General features: G+C 69.1%; 20 protein-coding genes and 1 tRNA gene. 7 read left to right on the forward strand and 14 right to left on the reverse strand.

Annotated elements, in window-relative coordinates; genetic code table 11:
* Positions 1 to 52 precede the first annotated feature (52 nt).
* Positions 53 to 126, reverse strand: a tRNA-Gly gene (locus ACLJOO_RS09620).
* A 357-nt stretch (positions 127 to 483) separates the two neighbouring features.
* Here ACLJOO_RS09620 and ACLJOO_RS09625 point away from each other — a divergent pair.
* Positions 484 to 924: a MarR family winged helix-turn-helix transcriptional regulator gene (locus tag ACLJOO_RS09625; RefSeq protein WP_130388106.1), complete on the forward strand. Its 441-nt coding sequence runs from the start codon at positions 484 to 486 to the stop codon at positions 922 to 924.
* Between the two features lie 144 nt (positions 925 to 1,068).
* Positions 1,069 to 1,644, forward strand: coding sequence for a dCTP deaminase (gene dcd / locus ACLJOO_RS09630; RefSeq protein WP_410786518.1), 576 nt, complete (start codon positions 1,069 to 1,071; stop codon positions 1,642 to 1,644).
* Between the two features lie 56 nt (positions 1,645 to 1,700).
* Here the strand turns inward: dcd and ACLJOO_RS09635 are convergent, their stop codons facing one another.
* The 4 genes from ACLJOO_RS09635 to ACLJOO_RS09650 all read right to left on the reverse strand — a co-directional run bounded on the left by ACLJOO_RS09635 (position 1,701) and on the right by ACLJOO_RS09650 (position 5,454).
* Complete coding sequence (locus tag ACLJOO_RS09635; protein WP_410786519.1) at positions 1,701 to 3,215, reverse strand: hypothetical protein; 1,515 nt, start codon at positions 3,213 to 3,215, stop codon at positions 1,701 to 1,703.
* Positions 3,216 to 3,422: 207 nt separating this feature from the next.
* Positions 3,423 to 3,668 (reverse strand): hypothetical protein, encoded by a 246-nt coding sequence (locus tag ACLJOO_RS09640; RefSeq protein ID WP_410786520.1) that lies wholly within the window; start codon positions 3,666 to 3,668, stop codon positions 3,423 to 3,425.
* A gap of 176 nt (positions 3,669 to 3,844) precedes the next feature.
* Positions 3,845 to 4,681: a DUF4097 family beta strand repeat-containing protein gene (locus ACLJOO_RS09645; protein ID WP_410786521.1), complete on the reverse strand. Its 837-nt coding sequence runs from the start codon at positions 4,679 to 4,681 to the stop codon at positions 3,845 to 3,847.
* Complete coding sequence (locus tag ACLJOO_RS09650; RefSeq protein WP_410786522.1) at positions 4,678 to 5,454, reverse strand: hypothetical protein; 777 nt, start codon at positions 5,452 to 5,454, stop codon at positions 4,678 to 4,680. The genes ACLJOO_RS09645 and ACLJOO_RS09650 overlap by 4 nt, the downstream gene beginning before the upstream one ends.
* A 100-nt stretch (positions 5,455 to 5,554) precedes the next feature.
* On the opposite strand from ACLJOO_RS09650, the gene ACLJOO_RS09655 reads away from it, so the two are divergent.
* Entirely contained in the window at positions 5,555 to 6,349 is a 795-nt protein-coding gene (locus tag ACLJOO_RS09655) for an SDR family NAD(P)-dependent oxidoreductase (RefSeq protein ID WP_410786523.1), read from the forward strand.
* Here ACLJOO_RS09655 and ACLJOO_RS09660 read toward each other — a convergent pair.
* Positions 6,324 to 6,980, reverse strand: coding sequence for a TetR/AcrR family transcriptional regulator (locus ACLJOO_RS09660; protein ID WP_410786524.1), 657 nt, complete (start codon positions 6,978 to 6,980; stop codon positions 6,324 to 6,326). The two genes, ACLJOO_RS09655 and ACLJOO_RS09660, sit on opposite strands and share 26 nt — an antisense overlap.
* A gap of 157 nt (positions 6,981 to 7,137) precedes the next feature.
* Between ACLJOO_RS09660 and ACLJOO_RS09665 the strand changes: the two genes are divergently transcribed.
* Positions 7,138 to 9,255, forward strand: a complete 2,118-nt coding sequence (locus tag ACLJOO_RS09665) for a hypothetical protein (RefSeq protein WP_410786525.1) — start codon at positions 7,138 to 7,140, stop codon at positions 9,253 to 9,255.
* Positions 9,256 to 9,345: 90 nt separating this feature from the next.
* A complete protein-coding gene (locus ACLJOO_RS09670; RefSeq protein ID WP_410786526.1) occupies positions 9,346 to 11,847 on the forward strand; it encodes a polysaccharide lyase family 8 super-sandwich domain-containing protein in 2,502 nt (833 codons plus the stop codon).
* On the opposite strand, the gene ACLJOO_RS09675 is transcribed toward ACLJOO_RS09670, so the two are convergent.
* From ACLJOO_RS09675 to ACLJOO_RS09710, 8 genes are read right to left on the reverse strand one after another with little or no spacing between them, the layout of a single operon-like run.
* Positions 11,825 to 12,355, reverse strand: a complete 531-nt coding sequence (locus ACLJOO_RS09675; protein ID WP_410786527.1) for a MarR family winged helix-turn-helix transcriptional regulator — start codon at positions 12,353 to 12,355, stop codon at positions 11,825 to 11,827. The two genes, ACLJOO_RS09670 and ACLJOO_RS09675, sit on opposite strands and share 23 nt — an antisense overlap.
* Positions 12,352 to 12,951: a DJ-1/PfpI family protein gene (locus tag ACLJOO_RS09680; protein WP_410786528.1), complete on the reverse strand. Its 600-nt coding sequence runs from the start codon at positions 12,949 to 12,951 to the stop codon at positions 12,352 to 12,354. The genes ACLJOO_RS09675 and ACLJOO_RS09680 overlap by 4 nt, the downstream gene beginning before the upstream one ends.
* A gap of 45 nt (positions 12,952 to 12,996) precedes the next feature.
* The gene (locus ACLJOO_RS09685; RefSeq protein WP_410786529.1) at positions 12,997 to 13,386 is read right to left on the reverse strand and encodes a type II toxin-antitoxin system VapC family toxin; all 390 of its coding nucleotides are present in this window, start codon (positions 13,384 to 13,386) and stop codon (positions 12,997 to 12,999) included.
* Complete coding sequence (locus ACLJOO_RS09690) at positions 13,386 to 13,619, reverse strand: hypothetical protein (protein ID WP_133784356.1); 234 nt, start codon at positions 13,617 to 13,619, stop codon at positions 13,386 to 13,388. The genes ACLJOO_RS09685 and ACLJOO_RS09690 overlap by 1 nt, the downstream gene beginning before the upstream one ends.
* A 24-nt stretch (positions 13,620 to 13,643) precedes the next feature.
* Entirely contained in the window at positions 13,644 to 14,816 is a 1,173-nt protein-coding gene (locus tag ACLJOO_RS09695) for an MFS transporter (protein WP_410786530.1), read from the reverse strand.
* Complete coding sequence (locus ACLJOO_RS09700; RefSeq protein WP_410786531.1) at positions 14,813 to 15,835, reverse strand: MerR family transcriptional regulator; 1,023 nt, start codon at positions 15,833 to 15,835, stop codon at positions 14,813 to 14,815. Before ACLJOO_RS09700 ends, ACLJOO_RS09695 begins: the two co-directional genes overlap by 4 nt.
* 34 nt (positions 15,836 to 15,869) lie before the next feature.
* Positions 15,870 to 16,388, reverse strand: coding sequence for an AAA family ATPase (locus tag ACLJOO_RS09705; protein ID WP_410786532.1), 519 nt, complete (start codon positions 16,386 to 16,388; stop codon positions 15,870 to 15,872).
* A gap of 16 nt (positions 16,389 to 16,404) precedes the next feature.
* The gene (locus ACLJOO_RS09710) at positions 16,405 to 17,556 is read right to left on the reverse strand and encodes an anhydro-N-acetylmuramic acid kinase (RefSeq protein WP_410786533.1); all 1,152 of its coding nucleotides are present in this window, start codon (positions 17,554 to 17,556) and stop codon (positions 16,405 to 16,407) included.
* A gap of 133 nt (positions 17,557 to 17,689) precedes the next feature.
* On the opposite strand from ACLJOO_RS09710, the gene ACLJOO_RS09715 reads away from it, so the two are divergent.
* Together ACLJOO_RS09715 and ACLJOO_RS09720 are read left to right on the forward strand one after the other, a co-directional pair.
* Entirely contained in the window at positions 17,690 to 18,196 is a 507-nt protein-coding gene (locus tag ACLJOO_RS09715) for a SigE family RNA polymerase sigma factor (protein ID WP_410786534.1), read from the forward strand.
* Positions 18,193 to 19,029, forward strand: a complete 837-nt coding sequence (locus ACLJOO_RS09720) for a hypothetical protein (RefSeq protein ID WP_410786535.1) — start codon at positions 18,193 to 18,195, stop codon at positions 19,027 to 19,029. The genes ACLJOO_RS09715 and ACLJOO_RS09720 overlap by 4 nt, the downstream gene beginning before the upstream one ends.
* Positions 19,030 to 19,156: the final 127 nt, after the last annotated feature.

Below are 19,156 nucleotides of genomic sequence, written 5' to 3' on the forward strand. Positions count from 1 at the left end.
TCCTCCCGGGACGACAAAACCCGCAGGTCATGGCGCTGACCTGCGGGGTTGGTGGAGCGGGTGACGGGAATCGAACCCGCACTGTCAGCTTGGGAAGCTGATGTTCTGCCATTGAACTACACCCGCGCGGCCGGTCTCCCGGCGGCGGAGAAGAGCATAGCCGATCTCGGTGCCCGCAACCACGCCGGGTCCGCGTGCCGGGCGGTCCGTGCGGGCCTACCGTGGAACAGCCGGGTTGTTGCGCCGTCAGCAGCTCAGTCCCGGAATTCGGTGCCGAACGCATCGAAAAGAGGGGGTGGACGGTTTGCCGCGGGGGTTCTTGGGCAGTTTTTCACAAAGGGCACGTTCAGGACTGGGCAGGTTCGTCATCTTCTGGCAGATTAGAACGCGTTGCCGGGGGCAACATTCGACGCAACGTGAGGATGCGGTCCTCGCCGGGACCGGACAAGATGGTTGCGGGGCAACTGGATGAAGGGGTGAACGGTGGCAACAGACACAACTGACGCGGTGGACAACCTGGAGAAGGAGCTCGTCACGTTGGCACGGCGGCTGCGCGGTCTGCAGCGGACGCTGTCCGACGAGGCGCACCCGGACCTGGAGCCGGCGCAGTACGCGTTGCTGAACCACGTGGAGGAGCTGGCACCGGTGCGGATGGCCGACCTGGTGGCAGCGCTCGAGGTGGACAAGGGACCGGTCAGCCGGGCCTGCGCGCGACTCGAGGAGGAGGGCCTGCTGAAGCGGGCCGCCGACAAGTCGGACGCGCGTGCGACCCTGCTGACGCTGACCGCGGCCGGGAAGCGCAAGCTGACCGCGGCCCGGAAGAAGCGGCACAAGGTGATCGAGGACCTGCTCAAGGACTGGTCGCCGGCGCAGGTGAAGACCTTCGCCACCCAGGTGTCGAAGTTCAACAAGCTGGCCAACTGACGATAGTTGCCTCAGGCCCACGGTCTGGTGGTGTGCTCCCACCGGGGAGCTGAGGGCTCCGGACGACTCACCACCAGGCACGGGAACGGGCCTGACCGGCAACTCGAGCTGTGCGGACGAGCAGCACGCTGCTAACGTGCGACCGTGCTGCTCTCCGACCGTGACATCTTGGCCGAGCTCGACGCGAAGCGGGTCCAGCTGGATCCGTTCGATGCTGCGATGGTGCAGCCGTCGAGTGTCGACGTACGGCTGGACCGGTTCTTCCGGGTCTTCGAGAACCACCGGTATCCGCATATCGATCCGGCCGAGGAACAGCCCGATCTGACCCGGCTGGTCGAGCCCGAGGGCGGCGAGCCGTTCATCCTGCATCCCGGTGAGTTCGTCCTGGGATCGACGTACGAGCTCGTCACGCTCCCCGACGACGTCGCCGCCCGGCTCGAGGGCAAGTCCTCGCTGGGCCGTCTCGGCCTGCTGACCCACTCCACCGCCGGCTTCATCGACCCCGGCTTCTCCGGCCACGTGACGCTCGAACTCTCGAACGTCGCGACGCTGCCGATCAAGCTGTGGCCCGGCATGAAGATCGGCCAGCTCTGCTTCTTCCGGCTGTCCTCCCCCGCCGAGCACCCGTACGGCTCGTCGAAGTACGGCTCCCGCTACCAGGGCCAGCGCGGCCCGACGCCGTCCCGCTCCTACAAGAACTTCCACCGCACCGACGTCTGACGTCAGAACACAGAAGGACCCCGGGAACCTGTCCCGGGGTCCATTGCTGTCGAACGTCAGGCGCTCGGCTTGAGGTAGATGCAGATCGATTCGACCTGCACCGTGGCGCCGTAGTCCTCGCCCGTCGGCAGCTGCCGGTAGACACCGCCGTACGGCGAGACGGCCTGCGGCGACCGCACCTTGCCGTTGAAGAGGCCCATGTCACCGTTTCCGGGGGACTCGTTGCCGGAGCTCTCGGACGGCGTGTCACTGGACGAGGGCGTATCGCTGGACGACGGGCTGTCGCTGGAGGACGGGCTGTCGCTCGAGCTCGGGCTGCTCGATCCGCTCGGCAGGTCCTCACCGCTCTTCGCGTCCAGCAGCACCGGCTGCGCATCGGTCTGCGCGTAGATGACGCCGTGGAACGCCGCGGTCACCTGGGGTACGACGCGCCCTCCGGACTTGTCCGAGAAGCCCCAGGTCTTCTTGCCGGTCTCGTCGTCGAAACCGATGAGCTCCCGGGCGCCCTGGCGAATCGTCTTGTTGGTGCAGACGACCGTGGTCGCCTGGTCCGGGACACACTCGATCGTGCTGTCGGACTCCATCGGGATCGTCGTCACCGTCTGCGCCGCGGCACCGGTCGTCAGATCGACCGTGAAGATCGCCTCGGCCTTCGTCCCCTGGCCGTAGTTCGTGTACTTGCTGCCGTAGAAGTAGCCGTGCTTGGCGCCGCCGCCGAGCGGCGTCAGGACGCCCTGCTTCAGCGGGACCTGCTTGGTGACCTTCCCGCTCGCGCCGTCGACGATCAGGACCCCGGCGTCGTCGGCGTTCTCCTTGCTCTCGGCCTTGGCGCCCGCGACCACGCCGCCGTGCACCGCGGCCGGGCTGATTCCCGGGACGACGGTCGCCTTCTGCGTCTTGGGGTCCGCGTACACCGTCTGGACCGTCGCGCCCACGGTCAGGTTGCCGGTGGTGGTCGCGCCGATGGCGACCTGGCCGGTCTCCGGGTCGTACGCCTGGGCCTTGATGCTCGGGGCGCCGAGCGAGCTGGAGTCGGAGCCTTCCACCGTGCTGACCTTCTGGGACACCTCGGCGATCTTCTTGCCGGTCATCACGTCGATCCACTGGATGACGACCAGCCCGGCCGGCTTCTGCGTTCCCTGGCCCTTGTCGGATTCGGCGTACGCGACCACCGCCACGTCCTTGCCGTCGACCTTCGCCGCCATCGGCTTGGCCGCGTCGTAGACGTCGGTGGTCTCCGCCTCCGCGGACTTGACCGTCCAGGTGTTCTTCGGGTCGGCGACGTCGTAGCCCTTGAGGCCCGCCCAGCTACCGACCAGCGCGACCTGGCCCGCGATGCCCATCTGGGACTCGTCCAGCGTGGACCGTCCCTTTTCCTCGATCGCCGGGTACGCCGCCGTGGGGCTGAACACCTTGGGCGGGTCGAAGGACGGGACGGTCGGGGTGGACGGTGTGGCCGAGGTGGTGGACTCGCCGCCCTTGTTCTCCGAGCCCGATTCGGACTTCTTGTCGTTGCCGCCGCAACCGGCTACCAGGATCAGGGCTGCGGTGACAGCTGTGGTTGCCACCATCGGACGCAACATCGTTGGTATCTCTCCCAGGTCGCCGAGAATGATCGACTGAACGCTAGCAGTGTCCGCGGGTCCGTCCGGCAGTTATCCACAGGCGTTGCACCAACCTGCAGCTCGGGAGTTGCTAGCGGCGGCCGATGCCGACGAGCCCGAGCTTTTCGAGTACGGCGCAGATCGCGGCGGCCCCGCCGTTCAGCGGTACGCCGATCATCGGACGATCGAGAGCCCGGTCCCGCGGTGGCGGGGCTGCGGCTCGGTCAGCGGCCGGGTGGCCGGCTCGGTCAGGCGGCGGGAGGCGGGCTCCAGCCGGTCGGCCAGCTTGCGCAGCGCACCCGCCAGGCCCTCCCGCGGGCTGGTCCGGCTCGTGTCCTGGCGCCGCAGCGCCCGGGCCTCGGCGGCCTGCACCCGCTCGGCGATGCGGTAACGGGCAACTTCCTCTTGCTGAGTGATCATGGTCGTGCTCCCCTCGCGTAATCCCCGTGCTGTCAATCCCCGTGCTGTCAATCCCCGTGCTGGTTTTCGGCAATGCTTCGCCCAGGTCCCGCCCGGAGGCGGGACCTCTGGCTCCCCTACATCAACCCAACGAACCCGACAGCGCCGATCCGACGCGTGCGGTCGTCGTATTTGGGTCAGACCTTGACGACGGTGATGTCGCCGGAGACGGTGCGGGCCCGCAGCATCAGGGCGCGGTCCCCCTCGGCCGGCTTCTGGCCGGGCTCGAGATCGCACCGGATCCGCCCGGTGACCGTCTTCAGGTCCAGGTACGTCGGAAGTCCGTCCGGGACCCCGATCTGTACGTCGCCGCGGGCCGTCTCGGCCTGGACGCTCGGCCCGTCGGCGATCTCGACCTTGACGTCGCCGGAACCGGAGGTGGCGACCGAGTGGTCGCGGATCCGCTCGATGGTGATGTCACCCGAGCCGACCTTCACGGAGGTGGGACCGGCCACGTCGCCGATCGTGACGTCGCCGGAGCCGGTGCTCAGGCCGAGCGCGTCACCGGCCTCCTCGATGTCGATCGAGCCCGAGCCGGTGCCGGCCCGGACCGCGCCGGCGGCCGACTCGACCTTGACGTCGCCGCTGCCGGTGTTGACGCCGAGCTCGTGCTCGACCCGGGTCAGCCGGACGTCGCCGGAGCCGGTCGCGAGTCGCGCGGAGCCGAGCGGCACCTGCGACACGATGTCGCCCGAGCCGGTCTTGACCCGGGCGTCGAGGACCGTGGAGGTGGCGATCCGGAGCGTGATCTCCGGGCCGCGGCGGACGTTGCGCGGGCTCTCGACGACGAGCTCGCCGTCGGTGACCTCGAAGACGATGCCCTCGTCGTCGCCTTCGACCTCCATCGAGACCACGGTGCCCTCACCGTCGGGGTGCGGCCCGAGCTCGACCAGGCCGGAGCCGATCTCGATCCGGATCCGGTCGATCCGCTCGTGCTCGTCGTCGATGAACTGGGTCGCACTGCGCTCGCTCATTCTGCCCATCCCGTCAGTCGCTGGCCCGGGCCATGTCCGCCCCGGTTCCGGTCCTTGTTCTCGCGGCGCCGCTCCTTGTCTTCCCGGCGGCGGTCCCGGTCGTCACGGCGCCGGTCGCGCTCGAACCGGCCGCGGTCCTGGCCGAAGACGCCCTCCTCGCCGAACGGGCCGTTCGGACCGAACACGCCGTTCGGGCCGAAGACGCCGTCGGGGCCGAGCGGTCCGTTCGGACCCAGCGGGCCCTCCGGGCCGAACACCGGGCCACGCGGCGGGCGCGGCGGCCGGGGCGGGCGCGGGCCGCCGCGGCGGCGCTCGCTGAGCTCGGTCATCACGGTGCGCATCAGCCACGCGTTCGAGGAGATGCCCTCGGCGTTGGCGGCCTCGTCGACCTTGTTCTTGATCGACATCGGCAGCCGCAGCGTGATCCGCGCGGTCGGCTCGTCGGCGTCGAACACGAACTGCTCGTCGGCCTCGGCGTCGGTCTCGTCGTCGATGTCTTCGTCGGTCTCGTCCGGACCGGTCAGCTGGCTGGGCGCCGGCGTGACCACGAACTCCGGGCGGCCGCCGGCCATCCGGAGCTCGACCGAACCCGGGGACAGCTCACGGCTGATCTCCCCGGCGGCGTCGGACAGGGCTGAGATGAGGGCCAGGCGGCCCGCGTCATCCAGCGTTGCCCCGAGGCGCTGAGCCACGGAGCGCGTTTGCTCGTCGGCCAGGGCGGTGGCGTTCTCGACGCTCCGCCGGACCGACTCGAGGTAGTGGTCAAGTTCCATGACAGCAAGCATGACGTCACGATGACGTCACTGTCAACCCCTGCTGATGTCATGGTGCCGCCACGTGCATGATGTGGTGCAGTCATCGACAGGAGGAAACGTGTCCAGAGGAGTTCTCGTCACCGGTGCGTCGAGGGGTGTCGGCGCGGCCGCCGCGCGGGCATTCGCCGAGGCCGGCGACCGGGTCGTGCTGCACTGCCGGGGCGCCGTCGATCGCGCCGAGGAGGTCCGCGCCGGACTGCCCGGCGAGGGCCATGCGGTGATCGCCGCGGACCTCGGCGATGCCGCCGCAATCCCTTCCCTGGTTGCGGAATCGGCCGCCGCGCTCGGTCGCGTCGACGTGCTGGTGAACAACGCCGCGATGTTCGTCGACGAGCCGGTCGCGGGCTCCCGGCGGGTCGGTCACCCGCTGGCGGAGACGTCGTACGACGAATGGGTCGCGACGTGGCGTCGTACCCTAGCCGTCAACCTCGAGGGCGCGGCGCACGTGACCTGGTGCGTGGCGCGGCAGATGCTCGACAAGGAGCCCGCGGACGGTGTCCGGCGGGGCGCGATCGTCAACGTCGGGTCCCGCGGCGCGTACCGCGGTGAGCCCGACGTCCCGGCGTACGGCGCCTCGAAGGCCGGATTGCACTCGCTCGGGCAGTCGTTGGCGGCGTCGTTGGCGCCACATGACATCACCGTGACGTCAATCGCGCCCGGTTTCATCGCGACCGACATGACCGAGACGTTCCTCGCGGGTCCCAACGGCGATGCGATCCGGGCGCAGAGCCCGTTCGGCCGGGTCGCGACCGCCGAGGAGGTCGGGAACGCGATCTACTGGCTCGCCTCAGCCCAGGCGAACTGGGCGAGCGGCGCGGTCCTCGACTTCAACGGCGCGTCGTACCTGCACTGAACAGCCCGCCACCGTCGGTCCTGAGATAGGGGGCGATCATCAGGTCGAGCTGCTCGGTCAGGAACTCGGACAGCGAGCCCCAGCCGTTCACCGCCCAGACCTGGAGCGCGCCATTGAAACAGACAAGGGTGTGCCGAGCCAGCGCCGGTACGTCGGTGTCCTCGCGGAGCTCACCGACTTCCACGGCGGCTCGGTAGAACGTGTCGCAGCTGTCGACGACCGCCGCGGAGTGCGCCAGCGCGTGCTGCCGGAACTCCGGATCCGCGACGTCGAGCTGGACGAAGCCGAGACCGTTGCCGAGCTCCTCGCGGCGCTTGATGTGCGCGACCGCCGACAGGGCGAAGTCGCGCAGCGTCGCGAGCGGGGAGGTGTTCCGTGCCGCGGCCTCCTCGGCCGCAAGCTTGACCATCAGCGGCGACCGGGCCGCGGAAGCGAGCAGCAGACCGCGCTTGGACCCGAACCGCTGCATCAGCGTCGGCGGCGCCAGTCCGACCCGGGAACCGACCGCCGCGAGGGTCAGTTTCACCGGTCCGAGCTCGGCCAGGACCTGGCGTGTGGCATCCAGGATCACGTCGTCGCTCACCAGCCGGGGCCGGGCCATGTCGGCGCCTCCGAGTTTGTGAATGGCCATTCGTTAATACACGAAATCGTAACAGATCCTTGTTGGCTCAGTTATTCAGTGACAACGGGTGAGCTTCCGGACACCTGGAGAGGGGTCCGGACCAGTGCACCCGCCGTCCGGTGCACCCGTCCGTGGGCCGGGCTCGTCGGACAACGGGAGCCTCTTCATGCGTTTCGCCCGCATCACCCTGGGTCTGCTGCTGGCGCTGTCAGGCCTGCTCGCCGCCATCGCCGGAGCCGTCGCCGCCTTCTGGCTGGTCGGCCCGGACAACACGATCTCGACACCCCGCCGCGAGCTCGCCAGTACGGGCCTCGCGGTCGTCACCGCACCGTCCCTGCTGGACCGGCACGGCCCGACGCTGCACGTGAGCGCGTCGGGCGACAAGCCGCTGTTCATCGGCGTCGGGCAGGACCTGGACGTGCGCGACTACCTCTCGGGGACCGCGCACACCCAGCTGACCCAGTTCGACCCGCCGGCCACGTTCGGCACGCAGGAGCTGCGCGGCGACACCAAGAAGCTGACGCCACCCGGCCAGCTGGACTGGTGGGTCGCGCAGTCCGCGCCCGGCTCGCAGGCCGTCACCTGGCCGATCCAGGACGGGCTGTACGACGTGGTCGTGATGAACGCGGACGGTACGCCGGCGGTCGGCGCGCAGGTCACGTTCGGGGTCCAGGTGCACCGGCTGTTCGGCATCTGTCTGCTGGTGCTCGGGGCCGGCGTTCTGGTGCTCGCGCTCGGCCTGGCCCTGGTGCTGCGCCGCCGCCCGGTGGTGAAGGAGATTGCGGACACGACCGAGATCCCGGTCATCACGAACACGCGGATTCCGGTCCTGGTGTCGACGGCCCCGGTCCAGCGCGACGAGGAGGAGCACGCCCCGGCGTACCGCGTCTCCCCCTTCGCCCCCGACCGCGTCAGCCCGTTCGCCCCGCTCGCCGCCAAGAACGAGCAGGCCGCCGAGCCTGCACCGGCCGCTGCCGCCCCGACTCCGGCGCAGGTCACCCCGGCTCCGGCCGAAGTCCGCCCGGCTCCGGCACCGGCTAAGGCGCCGGTTCGGCAGATGCCTGTGCGGCCCGCGGTTCGGCCGGCGGCTGCTGTGCCGGCGGCGCCGATGTTCATGTCGCCTGCTGCGGTCGCGCGGGCCAAGTCGCCCGCGCTCATCGGGGCGGGCGCCTCCCAGCGGTACGAGGAGCCCGCGCAGACGACGTACGCCGAACCTGTCGAGGAGCCCGTCGACAGTGTCGCGGAGGAGATCGTCCCGCTGGCGGCGTCGCCGGAGTTCGTGAAGAGCGACGAGGCGGTCCGCCGTACGGCGGCGCTCCTGGCCAGCGGCGCGATGTTGCTGACGGCAACCAGCTGCGGGCTGATGCCGCCGAAGAACACGATGACCGCGGCGGACTCCCGCCCGGCTGTCACGCTCGCCGACGCGCAGGCCGTCGTCCAGCGGTACAACCAGCTCAATAACCAGGCGAACAAGACCCGCGACGGGAAGCTGTCGGAGACGATCGAGGGCAACCCGACCCTCGCACAGACCCAGGCGGGTTTCCTGATCGGCCGGAAGCTCGACGCAGCGGGCAAGGACGTGTCGAAGCCGTTCAGCTACACCGACCCGGAGATCGGCGCGCCGCAGTTCGCGTCGTACCCGATGCGGTTCGTGGTCAGCTCCGGCGTCTCGGACGCGCCTGGGAACCGTCAGCTCGGCGTCTGGCAGCGGGAGAACGCCGGCAGCCCGTGGCTGCTGACGCACTCGGTCTACCCGCCGAAGGCCGCGGACCTGCCGTCCGTCGACGGACTCCGCACCCCGACCGCGGCTGACCTGGCCAAGCTCCAGGGCCGGCCCGAGGCGGTCGCTAAGGACCTCGCGGCGTACCTCACCGGCGGTAAGAACGCGCCGCAGTCGAAGCTGTTCACGCCGACCCCCGGCCTGACCACGATGCTCGATCTGCGGGCGAAGTCCAGGGCCGCCGACACCGCGGAGCCGTACATCGCCGACGTCACCGACGCGTTCGCGCCGTCCGGCGTCCCGCTGACGTTCATCACGGAGTCCGGCGACGCGCTGGTGTTCCTGTCGCTCACCGAGCAGTACCGGCAGCGCGTCGAGCCGGGCTCGAACGCTTACTGGACCAGCGGCGAGGCAACCGCATTCAGCAGCATGGTCAAGTACACCCAGACGCTGTACCAGAACTACCTCCACCAGGTCGCTGTAGTCATCCCAGCCAAGTCGACCGGCAACGCCGTACAGGTGCTGTCGATCGATCCGCAATTGGTAGGCGCTGGCGGCAACTGACACACCTTCTGACGAGTCAGCGGTTGTCGAAGGATAGTTCCGACTGATTGACTTCACTGGTTAGGTTTTCCCATCCGCCCGGGAGTACCAGTGGATCTCACCCGCCGTCGTCTGCTGTCCTTTGTCCCCGCGACCGCGTTGCTCACTGCGGTCAATCCGGCCCCGGCCGCCCGTGCCACCGTGGGGGCGATGACCGCCGACCCGAGCCAACTGCTGGCCAACGCGATCGCGATCTATGTCGGTACGGCGGAATCCAACGCGCGGCCCGAGGTCGCCGCGAAGGTCGCCGCGATCGACACCACGGCCCGCACCTGGTTGGCCGCCCTCGACCGCGCCGGTACTGGCGAACTGTTCGCGGGCCTCCCGCTCGGAACCAGCGATCCGAACCTGAGTTCGTCGTACCAGCACCTCTACGAGATCGCCCTCGCGTACCGGCGGCCCGGACCGGCCTCGGACCTGCAGTGCAACGAGCAGGTCCGCGCGCGGATCGCGGAGAAGCTCGTCTGGCTGCACGACAACTACTACGGCGACCAGTCGAAGGGGTACTACGGCAACTGGTTCACCTGGGAGATCGGTATCTCGACGTTCGTCTCGAAGACGCTCGCCCTGATCGACGCCCCGGCCGACCTGATCACGCGGTACGTCGCCTCGATGGACGCGTACCTGCGCAACGGCAAGGACGGCGACGTCGACCTCGACTCGCGCTTCCACACCGGCGCGAACCTCGTCGACATCACCGCGAACCGGGTGCTCCAGGGCTCCCTGCTGAACGACGACGCGCGGATCCGGAAAGCGCTGCAGGACCAGTTCACGGTGTTCGCGACCGTCGACCCGTACAACTTGCAGCACGGCGTCACCGACGGGTACTACGCGGACGGCTCATTCGTCCAGCACGCATCGGTCGCCTACACGGGCTCGTACGGAAAGGCCCTGCTCAGCAGGGTTGTGCAGACCATCAAGGTGCTCGCCGGGACGGAGTACGCGCAGAGCGACGTCCTGGTCGGCGTGGTGCAGGGCTGGGTCGAGCACGGGTTCGCGCCGCTGATCTTCGAGGGCTGGATGATGGAGATCGTCAAGGGTCGCGCGGTGTCCCGGACGGCGACCGGGTACGACGACGTCGCAGTCGTCGTGGAGGCGATCGTCGACCTCGCGGACTACGCGACTCCGGCTGATGCGGTGCGACTGAAGGCGTTCGCGAAGTTCACGGCGCGGCCGACGATCAACGTGAATTCCTTCGTCTCACCAGTGAGCATCGGGCGTTTCGCGGACCTCAAGAACGATCCTGCGATCGTCCCGGCCGACCTCAACCCGGCGGCGGGTACGACGGCGTTCAACGCGATGGACCGGACGGTGCATCGCAGGCCCGGGTACGCGTTCGCGCTGGCGCGGAACTCGTCGCGGATCAGCAAGTACGAGTACATGAGCGGCGAGAACCTGCTGCCGTGGTTCCAGGGCGACGGCGCGCACTACCTGTACCTCGCCGGTCAGGATCAGACGCAGTCCTTCGGTATCGACTACTTCACCACGGTCTCGCCGTACGCGCTGGGCGGTGTGACGGCGCCGGTCGAGACCCGCAAGTCGATCCCGGAGCTGTACGGAACGGCGTACTACGACAATCCGCCGACGTTCACCCCGTCGTCGGAGGCCCAGAACACCTACGTCTACTTCCCGGTCGGGACCAACGCGTACTCCGGCGGCGCGACGCTCGATGCGTACGGCGCGGTCGGCTGGGTGCAATCGGACGACTTCGCGTACGCGTCGCGGGCGAGCCTGCCGGACGATTTCGTGGTCTACCAGAACGCGTCAGCGACCAAGTCGTGGTTCCTGCTCGACGACGAGATCGTCGTACTGGCAGCCGGTGTCGGCGACGCGACCCGCGCGGTGACAACCACCCTCGACACCCGCATCGCCGGCGCCGCCGACCCGGTCACCATCACCGGCGCACAGCGCGACGGCCGCCCGTGGACCGGGACCGGCCAGATCACCCCTCGTTGGCTCCGCTACACGAACGGCTCAGCCTCAGTGGGCTACCACTTCCTGGAACCAACCGCCCTCTCAGTGGATCTGCAGGCAATCACGCGAAGCCGCCGAGTGGTGCGTACGTCCAACCCGGACACCCCGGTCACCAAGCAGGTGTTCGCGCTCACCGCCACCCAACCTGCGGACTCGAAGCGCTCGCTCGCCTACGCATTGGTGCCCAACGCAACAGAATCCGCGCTGAAGTCCTATCAGCACGGCCGCATCGCCCTGCTCGCCAACACCACGAGGCTCCAGGCGATCCAGCATCTCGGCTTACGCCTCATCGCGGTCAACACCTTCGGACCCGGTTCGCACAACCTTCCTGGTCTGACCGTCGACGGCCCGGCGTCGTTGATCATCCGCCGCGCCGCCTCGAGCGTGCAGGTCGCCGTCTCCGATCCGACCACGCAGCGCGACACGATCACGGTCAATCTGCAGGCGCAGTACCTCAAGCCCGCGGCTCCCGTCGACGGGGTTCAGGTGACGCGCACGGTCACCGGGACGCGGCTGACGTTCAGCACGCGGCACACCTACGGACGGAGCCTCGCGATCAAGCTTCTTCCAGCTTGGTGATCAGGGTCTGCAGGGTGCTGAGCGTCGTACGGAGATCGTCGAGGTCGACGGCCTGGGCGAGTTCGGTGGTCCACGGGCCCTGAGCGACTGAGATCTGCCTGATCGCCCAGTAGCCGGCCTCGGTGCAGGCGAGGAGCTTGGCGCGGCGGTGCGCCGGGTTGGGCCGGTACTCGGCGAGACCACGTTCGACCAGCAGGTCCGCGATCCGCTGCACGGCTTGTCTACTGACACCCATGATCCGGCCGGCGTCGGCGACCGACCGCGGCTCGTCGAGGACGCCGCCCAGCACCTGCCACCAGGCCGCCGTGATCCCGCCGTTCGCCGCCAGGCCCTGCGCGGCTTCCATCAGCCGCGCGTTCAGCCGGAAGGTGGCGAGTACGACGTCCGTCAACACCACACCACCTTCGGACCGCTTCCCGACCTCCGGCCATTCCGCACGGGGCGGAACGGCCGCCGGCTCCGCGCCCACCGCGCGCTCGGCCGGTCCCAACTGATCCTTCGACGTCATCCGACCAGCGTTGCGTACGCCGCCGGGTCGGCGCGATGGAACACGCCCTCGTACGCCTCGCGCTTCCGCTCGTCCGCGAGTTCGAGCCGCTCCATCACGGCCCGCGCGAACTGCACCGGCGAGTCCGGTCCCGCCGTGATCAGATCCCCGTCGACGACCGCGCGCGCATCGACGTACCGCTCCGAACCCTGATACCCGGTCGCCTGCAGGTACTCCTTGGCCGCGCTCGTGTGCTTCCGCTCATCGAGCAGCCCCGCGCGAGCCAGCCCCGCGGTCGCTCCACAGATCGCCGCAACCGGTACGCCGGCATCGAGGAACTGCCCCGCCAACTTCGCGAACGCCTCGCCGCCACCCACATCCCACTGCGCCGACCCGGCCAGCACGAGCAGGCCCCCCGCCTCAGGCGCCACGTCCGCGATCGTCACGTCCGGCACGACCCGCATCCCACCCATGGTCACCACCGACTCCAACGACTCACCAACCGTCACCACGTTCCACGGCACCCCGGTGAACCGCCCAGTCCGCAGTTCCACCACCAGGTGCCCGATCTCCCAGTCCGCCAACGTCTCGTACACCGCCACGTATGCTGTGCTCATAGACAACATGCTGTCATAACGACAGCATGTTGTCAATGAGTGAGATCAGGCGGGCGCATCAACGGTCAGCCCGGCGATGCGGGCCGCGTCGGCGAGGCGTTTGTCGTAGGTGACGAACGACGTGAGCGGCCGGACGCGCAACGCGGTCGCCAGGTGGATGGCATCCAAGCTCCGTACCGTCGCCGGCCGCACGGTCTGCGCGAGCATCCGGGCACCGGCATCCAGTTCGAGGAGTTCGATCAGGTCGAGGACGCGGGTCAGCCGCGACACCGACTCCGGAACATGCCGCGCGAGGGCACGGAACGATTCGATCTCCGCGAGCACCGAACTCACCCACCCCACCTCTGCCCGCTCGTCGAGCCAGAGCCGCAGGGCGTGCGACTCGGACTCCGCATGCACCAGCTTCACGATCGCGGCCGAGTCGAGATAGATCATCAGCGCTCGCCGTCCCGCTCCCGGGAGAGTTCGGCACCCACGTCGATCCCGTCCGGATCGCCGATGTGCATCCGCAGTACTTCGCGACGCATTGCCGCTGCCCGCTCGCGGCGAACTGCGGCTTCGAGGACCGCCTGTCTGATGACCGCCGACCGCGAGCTGCCGTCGTGCGTCAGCACATCCAGCGCGTGCTCGGTTTCCGCGTCGGTGCGAATCGTGATCGTGTCAGCCATGACGCCATTGTAAGACGAATCGTCTTACAACACCACGAGGCGGTCGGATGGCTTGACTTTGAGGAGGATGAGGCCGGCCAGGGCTGTTGTGGTGGCGGTGAGGGTTAGGGCTTGGTGGATTTTGAGGGAGGCCAGGAGGTTGGTCGAGGCGATGAGGGGGACGGTTTGGGCTAGGGAGAGGAGGGATTGGAGGCGGGTCAGGTGGGATCTTGGGGTGCTGCGGGTGAAGAGGGGCGCTAGGTGTGAGGTGAAGAGGCCGATGCCTACGCCTTGGGTGAGGGTTGCTCCGATTGCGGCTGGGACTGACGGGGCTAGGGCGAGAGCTGCGATCCCGAGTGCGGCTAGTAGGCAGCCGAGACCTCCGGTGAGTTCGGCGCGGGTGAAGGTGCCGAAGCGTGCGACGAGGATCGTTACGAGCAGTCCGCCGGCGATGTTGCCGGCCACGACGAAGCCTGCCTGTTTGGCTTCCCAGCCTTGTGAGCGGGCTAGCAGCGGGACGCAGAGCGAGGTGACCGGTAGTACGAAGGCTGCGACCAGCGCGACGACCGCGAGGATCATCCGTAGTACGGGATCAGCTACAGCCACCCGGAGCCCGTCGACTGCCTCCCGTACGACCGACGGACGGTCGCGTTGCGGCGTCACGTCGTACGGCGGTTTGAGTATCAGGAGGATTGCGAACTGGATGGCGAATGTCAGGCCGTCGAGTGTGAGTGCTCCGACCAGCCCGACCGTCGCGACGAGCAGGCCGCTGATCGGTCCGCCGGCGAGGGTCATGAGCTGGGTGGCCGACGTACGCAAAGCCATTGCCCTGGGCAACTGATCGTCGGGGACGAACAGTCGCGGGAGTGCGCCGGCGGCCGGGAGCGCGAACGCATCCACGGTGCCGACGACGACCGACGTGGTCAGCAACAGTCCGGCCGAGACTCCGCGGATCCCGACAGCGACGGCCAGTAGGAAGCAGCACGAGCCGACGATCGCGGTGCAGGCGAGGAGGAGGCGGCGTGGACCGATACGGTCACCGAGTACGCCGCCGAGCAGGAGGAGTACGGCGCGCGGCAGGGTGAACCCGGTCAGCACGAACGCGGCGACCCGCGGGCCGATGCCCGTCGCGGCCCAGCCGAGCGCGAAGAACAGCGCCGTGTCGCCGAGAACCGAGAGTGTCGAACCTGCCAGCCAGCCGTAGTAGGACCGGTTCACCCGTCCAGCCGGACGGGCATGACGAGGGTGGTGAACGTGCCCTGGTCGGCCGACCGTACGACGACCGGTCGCGCCGGCTCGCAGATCTCGAGCAGCACGTCCGGCCCGACACTCGCCTCGAGCGCGGCCGCCAGCAGGCTCGCGGTGAACCCGATCCGCACCGACCCGGTCCCGATCGCGTCGAGTTTCACCTCGTCGCCGATCCGCAGACTGTGCTGATCGATGTCAAAGGCAACGACATCGCGCCCGGCGAGCACGTCCAGCAAGCCCACGCGATCGACGACCACCCGGCACGCGGGCGGCGTCAGCCCGTCGAGGATCTGCCCGTACGCCGGATACTCCGCATCAACCGTCTGCAACTCACGCGACTCGTCGCCCCGCACCAGGACCAGACCGCCGTTCACCTCCACCCGTACGACGTCCCCCGCCGCAGCCCACCGACTCACCTCAGCCAACTCGTCGGCCCGCACCAGCACCCGCGCCGCCACCCCGTCGAACTCCACCGGCCGCACCGTCCGCACAGCCAGCCGATACCGATCCGTCGCAACAAACGTGACCTCATCCGCCCCCAACTCAAGCAACACACAGCTCAACACCATCCCGAGGTCGTCGTCCTCTGGTCGGGCTGCGGTGGGGGCTACTTGGCGGATTGCGCTGGCTAGTTCGGGGCCGCCTAGGAGGGCTGTTGTTTTCTGGGAGAGGAGGTTGGTGAGGAGGCGGGTTGCGGCTGTGCGGGTGGCGGTGGACTTGGCTTCCAGGGTGCGGAGGTGGGCGCGGACAAGGTCGGCGATCTCCGACGGAGAGGCGTCCAGGGCGAGGCGGACGTCGGGAAGTGGGAGGTCGATCTCGCGCAGGTCGCGGAGTAACTGGGCTCGGGGTTGTTGCGACTTGTCGTAGTACCGGTAGCCGTTCGTCGCGTCGACCTCGGCGGGTGGGAGCAGACCGCAGTCGTCGTAGAACCGCAGCGCACTCGGCGCCAGTCCCACCAGCCGTGCGAACTCACTGATCGTCAGCCTCATGGCACCGACCTTCATCCCTGCACCAACTCGAAGGTCAACTCCGGAACCGGCCCCACAGGCTGAGGGTCTTGCCGAACCGTTCGCCGCGGATCCAGTCCAGGATGCTCTTCGCGACCCGCTCCGGCGAGACGTCCCCGCGCACCGACCGCGGTACGAGCTTGCGGATCTCGGCCGCGTCCGCGAGCGCCTCGTCGATCTGCGACTCGGGCCAGCCGCGTCGCGCCAGCCGCTTCCGCCGTACGGCGTCCGGGCAGTCCAGGTGCAGCCACCGGCCCTCTGGCAGCTCGGCCGGCTGCGCCGGGGACAGCAGCAGGACCGGTATGCCGGAGCGCCTGATCAGCTCGGTGATCCGCTGCCACAGCGCGTTGTACGCCGGCCAGATCGGCGCCGCCATCGGACTCGCGATGTCGAGCCCGAGCAGCCGGCCATTGTCGTCCAGCAGCTCGTCCATGTCCATCACGACCAGGTTCCCAGGACTCAGCCGGACCAGCTCCGGCACGACCGTGGACTTCCCCGAACCAGGTGCCCCAGTCACCACGAACAACCTCGTCATAAGGACTAGTGTGCGGTCACTCGACCAGGAGGCGCATGGGTGGTCGGGCCTCGCACGAGATCGTCGGTAGTCCGCTCAGGCCGGGGGTGACCGAGCCGAGGACGCTGGAGTGCCCGGCGCCGGTGCAGCTCGGCACCGTTCCGCCGAGGCCGTGCACGGTGAGGAATCCGAGGACGGCGAACGCGTACGCCTCCTTCGCCGCCGACGGCAACCCCAGCTCGTCGGTGGTCCGGACCGGAACGTCCAACTCGTCCGCCAGCAGATGCATCAGCGCCGGGTTCCGGATCCCGCCACCCGATGCGACCACCTCGGTCCCGCCGTACCGCCGTACGGCGTCGGCCACGGTCCGCGCCGTCAGCGTGGTCACCGTCGCGACCAGGTCCTCCGCCGGGATCACCGGCAGCCCCTCCATCGCCCGCGCCAGGTACGCGAGGTTGAAGAGCTCTTTCCCCGTCGACTTCGGCGCCAGCCGCGCGTAGAACGGCTCGGCCAGCAGCCGCCCGAGCAGCTCCTCGTGCACCTGCCCGCGCGCCGCCATCACGCCATCCGCGTCGAACGGCCGCCCGGTCAGCTCCGTTACGACCGCATCGATCAGCGCATTCGCCGGACCGGTGTCGAAGGCAACCGGTTCGTCCTGGACGACGGTGATGTTCGCGATCCCGCCGAGATTCAGCGCCACTGGTACGCCGGGACGCCCGCGCAACCACAGCACGTCGATGATGCTGACCAGCGGCGCCCCCTGCCCGCCCGCCGCGACGTCCCGCGCCCGCAGATCCGACACCACCGGTACGCCGGTCGCCTCCGCGATCCAGGCCGGCTGCCCGAGCTGCAGCGTCCCGCGCACCGACCCGTTGTCGACCCAGTGGAACACTGTCTGCCCGTGCGACACGATCAGGTCTGCGTACCCGCCGCAGAGCTGCTCGACCGCCTGCCGCGCCACCGCCGCGAACGACTGCCCGATCCCGGTGTCGAGCTTGCACACCTGCTCGACCGAAGTGGACGCCGGCGGCAACGCCGCCGCGACGGCCGCGCGCAGCTCCTCCGGGTACGGCTGACTCAGCATCCCCAACGGCGTCAGCACCAACTGGTCGCCGTCCAGCCGCAGATCCGCTGCCGCGGCGTCGATCGCGTCGTACGACGTCCCGGACATCAGCCCGATCACTCGCATATCACTCCCGTCGGTGGCCGGTCGCAGCCTCCAGTTTCGTCCATGACCACCCGGCTCCGCGAACCCGGGGAAGCAACCATCCGCACACCGGCGGTGTTCTTCTTGGTAGAGAGACCATGGACGGGGAGGGTGGATGGGTACGCGGGGCGACGACTTCGACGACTTCGTCCGCGGCAGCGCGACCCGGCTGCTGCGGACCGCGGTACTGCTCACCGGCGACCGGGGAGCGGGCGAGGACCTGCTCCAGGAGACGTACGAGCGGATCTATGTGCACTGGCCGCGGATCCGGGACGGCGCACCCGAGGCGTACGCCCGCAAGACCCTCACCAACCTGTCGGCGAACCGCTGGCGCACCCGACTGCGCCGACCCCTGGAGGTCGCCCTGGCCGACGACCACCATCGGCTGGAGCCGGACGGCAGCGAGCGGTACGCCCTACGCCATGAACTGCTGACCGCATTACGAGCACTGCCACCGCGGCAGCGCGCCGTGATCGTGCTCCGGTACTACGACGACCTCAGCGAGGCGCAGACCGCCGAGCTGCTCGGCTGCTCGGTCGGCACCGTGAAGAGCCAGACGTCCCGCGGTCTGGACCGCCTCCGAATGCTCACCGAACCCGCGATTCTGGGGGGACTGCGATGACCGAAACCGAACTCAAGCGCCGGCTGACTGCCGACGTCGACGACATCGAAGCTTCGCCGGAGTTCCTCGCCCGCGCCCGGGGCGGCGGCGCGCGCCGACTGCGGCGACGCCGGCTCACGGCCGTCGGCGCGGGCTCGCTGACCGTCGCCGCGATCACTGCTGCCGTCTTCGCCCTACCCGCTGTTCGCGACCGGGCCGACCAGGCCCCGGTGGCGACGCCGACCCCAGCGTGGGTGGATCCGATCGCAGCGCAGCCGCACGACCACTACGCGGCCCTGATGAAGCCCGACACCGGAGGTGACCTGGCCGGGAACCGCGCCTATCTCGACCAGGTCCTCGCGACCTGGGACGACGCGCAGCGCACGGAGCACTTCGTCGATCCCGTCGCCGGAGACCTCTGGGCCGTACTGCGCGGGGAGCCGCGGATCTACTGGGCGGGGAACACCCCGGCCGGCCGGATCGCGATCGTGGTGCAGCACTATCAAGGGCCGCGGCCGAAGCCAGGTAGCTGGCCTACGAAACGCGGGCCGAGCCCCGCTGTCACTTCCAACGGCATCAGCACCACCGTCGGCATCGTGCGCGACGATGCCCGGGGCCGGCCGAGGTTCCAGGAGTTCGTCGTCGCGTACGACGACTTCATGGTCCCGTACTTCAAGATCCGCGAGGCCGGGCAACCCGACCTGATCGTCGTCGTGGGCATGGGGAAGCGGCTCGGCTGGGGTCTGGCGCGTGACAAACTCACGCCGCTCATGTTCAAGGACGGCGTCGCTGCAGTGCAGGTTCCAGCCGCTTTCGCCAAGCACGGGTACATCGGGCCGCTCCCCGCGCGGTAGCCCGCCGATCTCTTGACACCGCTGGACGGCCGATCGATGATCGGGGTTGCTATACCGGTTTACCTCGCCTCGCCGCCTGGACTTTCGGTCAGGCGGCGAGGACTACTTAACCGATATAGCGACACCG

Origin of the sequence: Kribbella sp. C-35 (assembly GCF_046549195.1) — a bacterium.
Lineage (GTDB): Bacteria > Actinomycetota > Actinomycetes > Propionibacteriales > Kribbellaceae > Kribbella.

Coding starts and splice junctions, on each gene's coding strand:
- ACLJOO_RS09640 (WP_410786520.1), bottom strand. CDS start 3,668: ATGATCACTCAGCAAGAGGAAGTTGCCCGTTACCGCATCGCCGAGCGG.
- ACLJOO_RS09645 (WP_410786521.1), bottom strand. CDS start 4,681: ATGAGCGAGCGCAGTGCGACCCAGTTCATCGACGACGAGCACGAGCGG.
- ACLJOO_RS09705 (WP_410786532.1), bottom strand. CDS start 16,388: ATGACGAGGTTGTTCGTGGTGACTGGGGCACCTGGTTCGGGGAAGTCC.
- ACLJOO_RS09675 (WP_410786527.1), bottom strand. CDS start 12,355: ATGACGTCGAAGGATCAGTTGGGACCGGCCGAGCGCGCGGTGGGCGCG.
- ACLJOO_RS09660 (WP_410786524.1), bottom strand. CDS start 6,980: ATGGCCATTCACAAACTCGGAGGCGCCGACATGGCCCGGCCCCGGCTG.
- ACLJOO_RS09650 (WP_410786522.1), bottom strand. CDS start 5,454: ATGGAACTTGACCACTACCTCGAGTCGGTCCGGCGGAGCGTCGAGAAC.
- ACLJOO_RS09665 (WP_410786525.1), top strand. CDS start 7,138: ATGCGTTTCGCCCGCATCACCCTGGGTCTGCTGCTGGCGCTGTCAGGC.
- ACLJOO_RS09635 (WP_410786519.1), bottom strand. CDS start 3,215: ATGGTGGCAACCACAGCTGTCACCGCAGCCCTGATCCTGGTAGCCGGT.
- ACLJOO_RS09685 (WP_410786529.1), bottom strand. CDS start 13,386: ATGATCTATCTCGACTCGGCCGCGATCGTGAAGCTGGTGCATGCGGAG.
- ACLJOO_RS09715 (WP_410786534.1), top strand. CDS start 17,690: ATGGGTACGCGGGGCGACGACTTCGACGACTTCGTCCGCGGCAGCGCG.
- ACLJOO_RS09710 (WP_410786533.1), bottom strand. CDS start 17,556: ATGCGAGTGATCGGGCTGATGTCCGGGACGTCGTACGACGCGATCGAC.
- ACLJOO_RS09690 (WP_133784356.1), bottom strand. CDS start 13,619: ATGGCTGACACGATCACGATTCGCACCGACGCGGAAACCGAGCACGCG.
- ACLJOO_RS09720 (WP_410786535.1), top strand. CDS start 18,193: ATGACCGAAACCGAACTCAAGCGCCGGCTGACTGCCGACGTCGACGAC.
- ACLJOO_RS09680 (WP_410786528.1), bottom strand. CDS start 12,951: ATGAGCACAGCATACGTGGCGGTGTACGAGACGTTGGCGGACTGGGAG.
- ACLJOO_RS09700 (WP_410786531.1), bottom strand. CDS start 15,835: ATGAGGCTGACGATCAGTGAGTTCGCACGGCTGGTGGGACTGGCGCCG.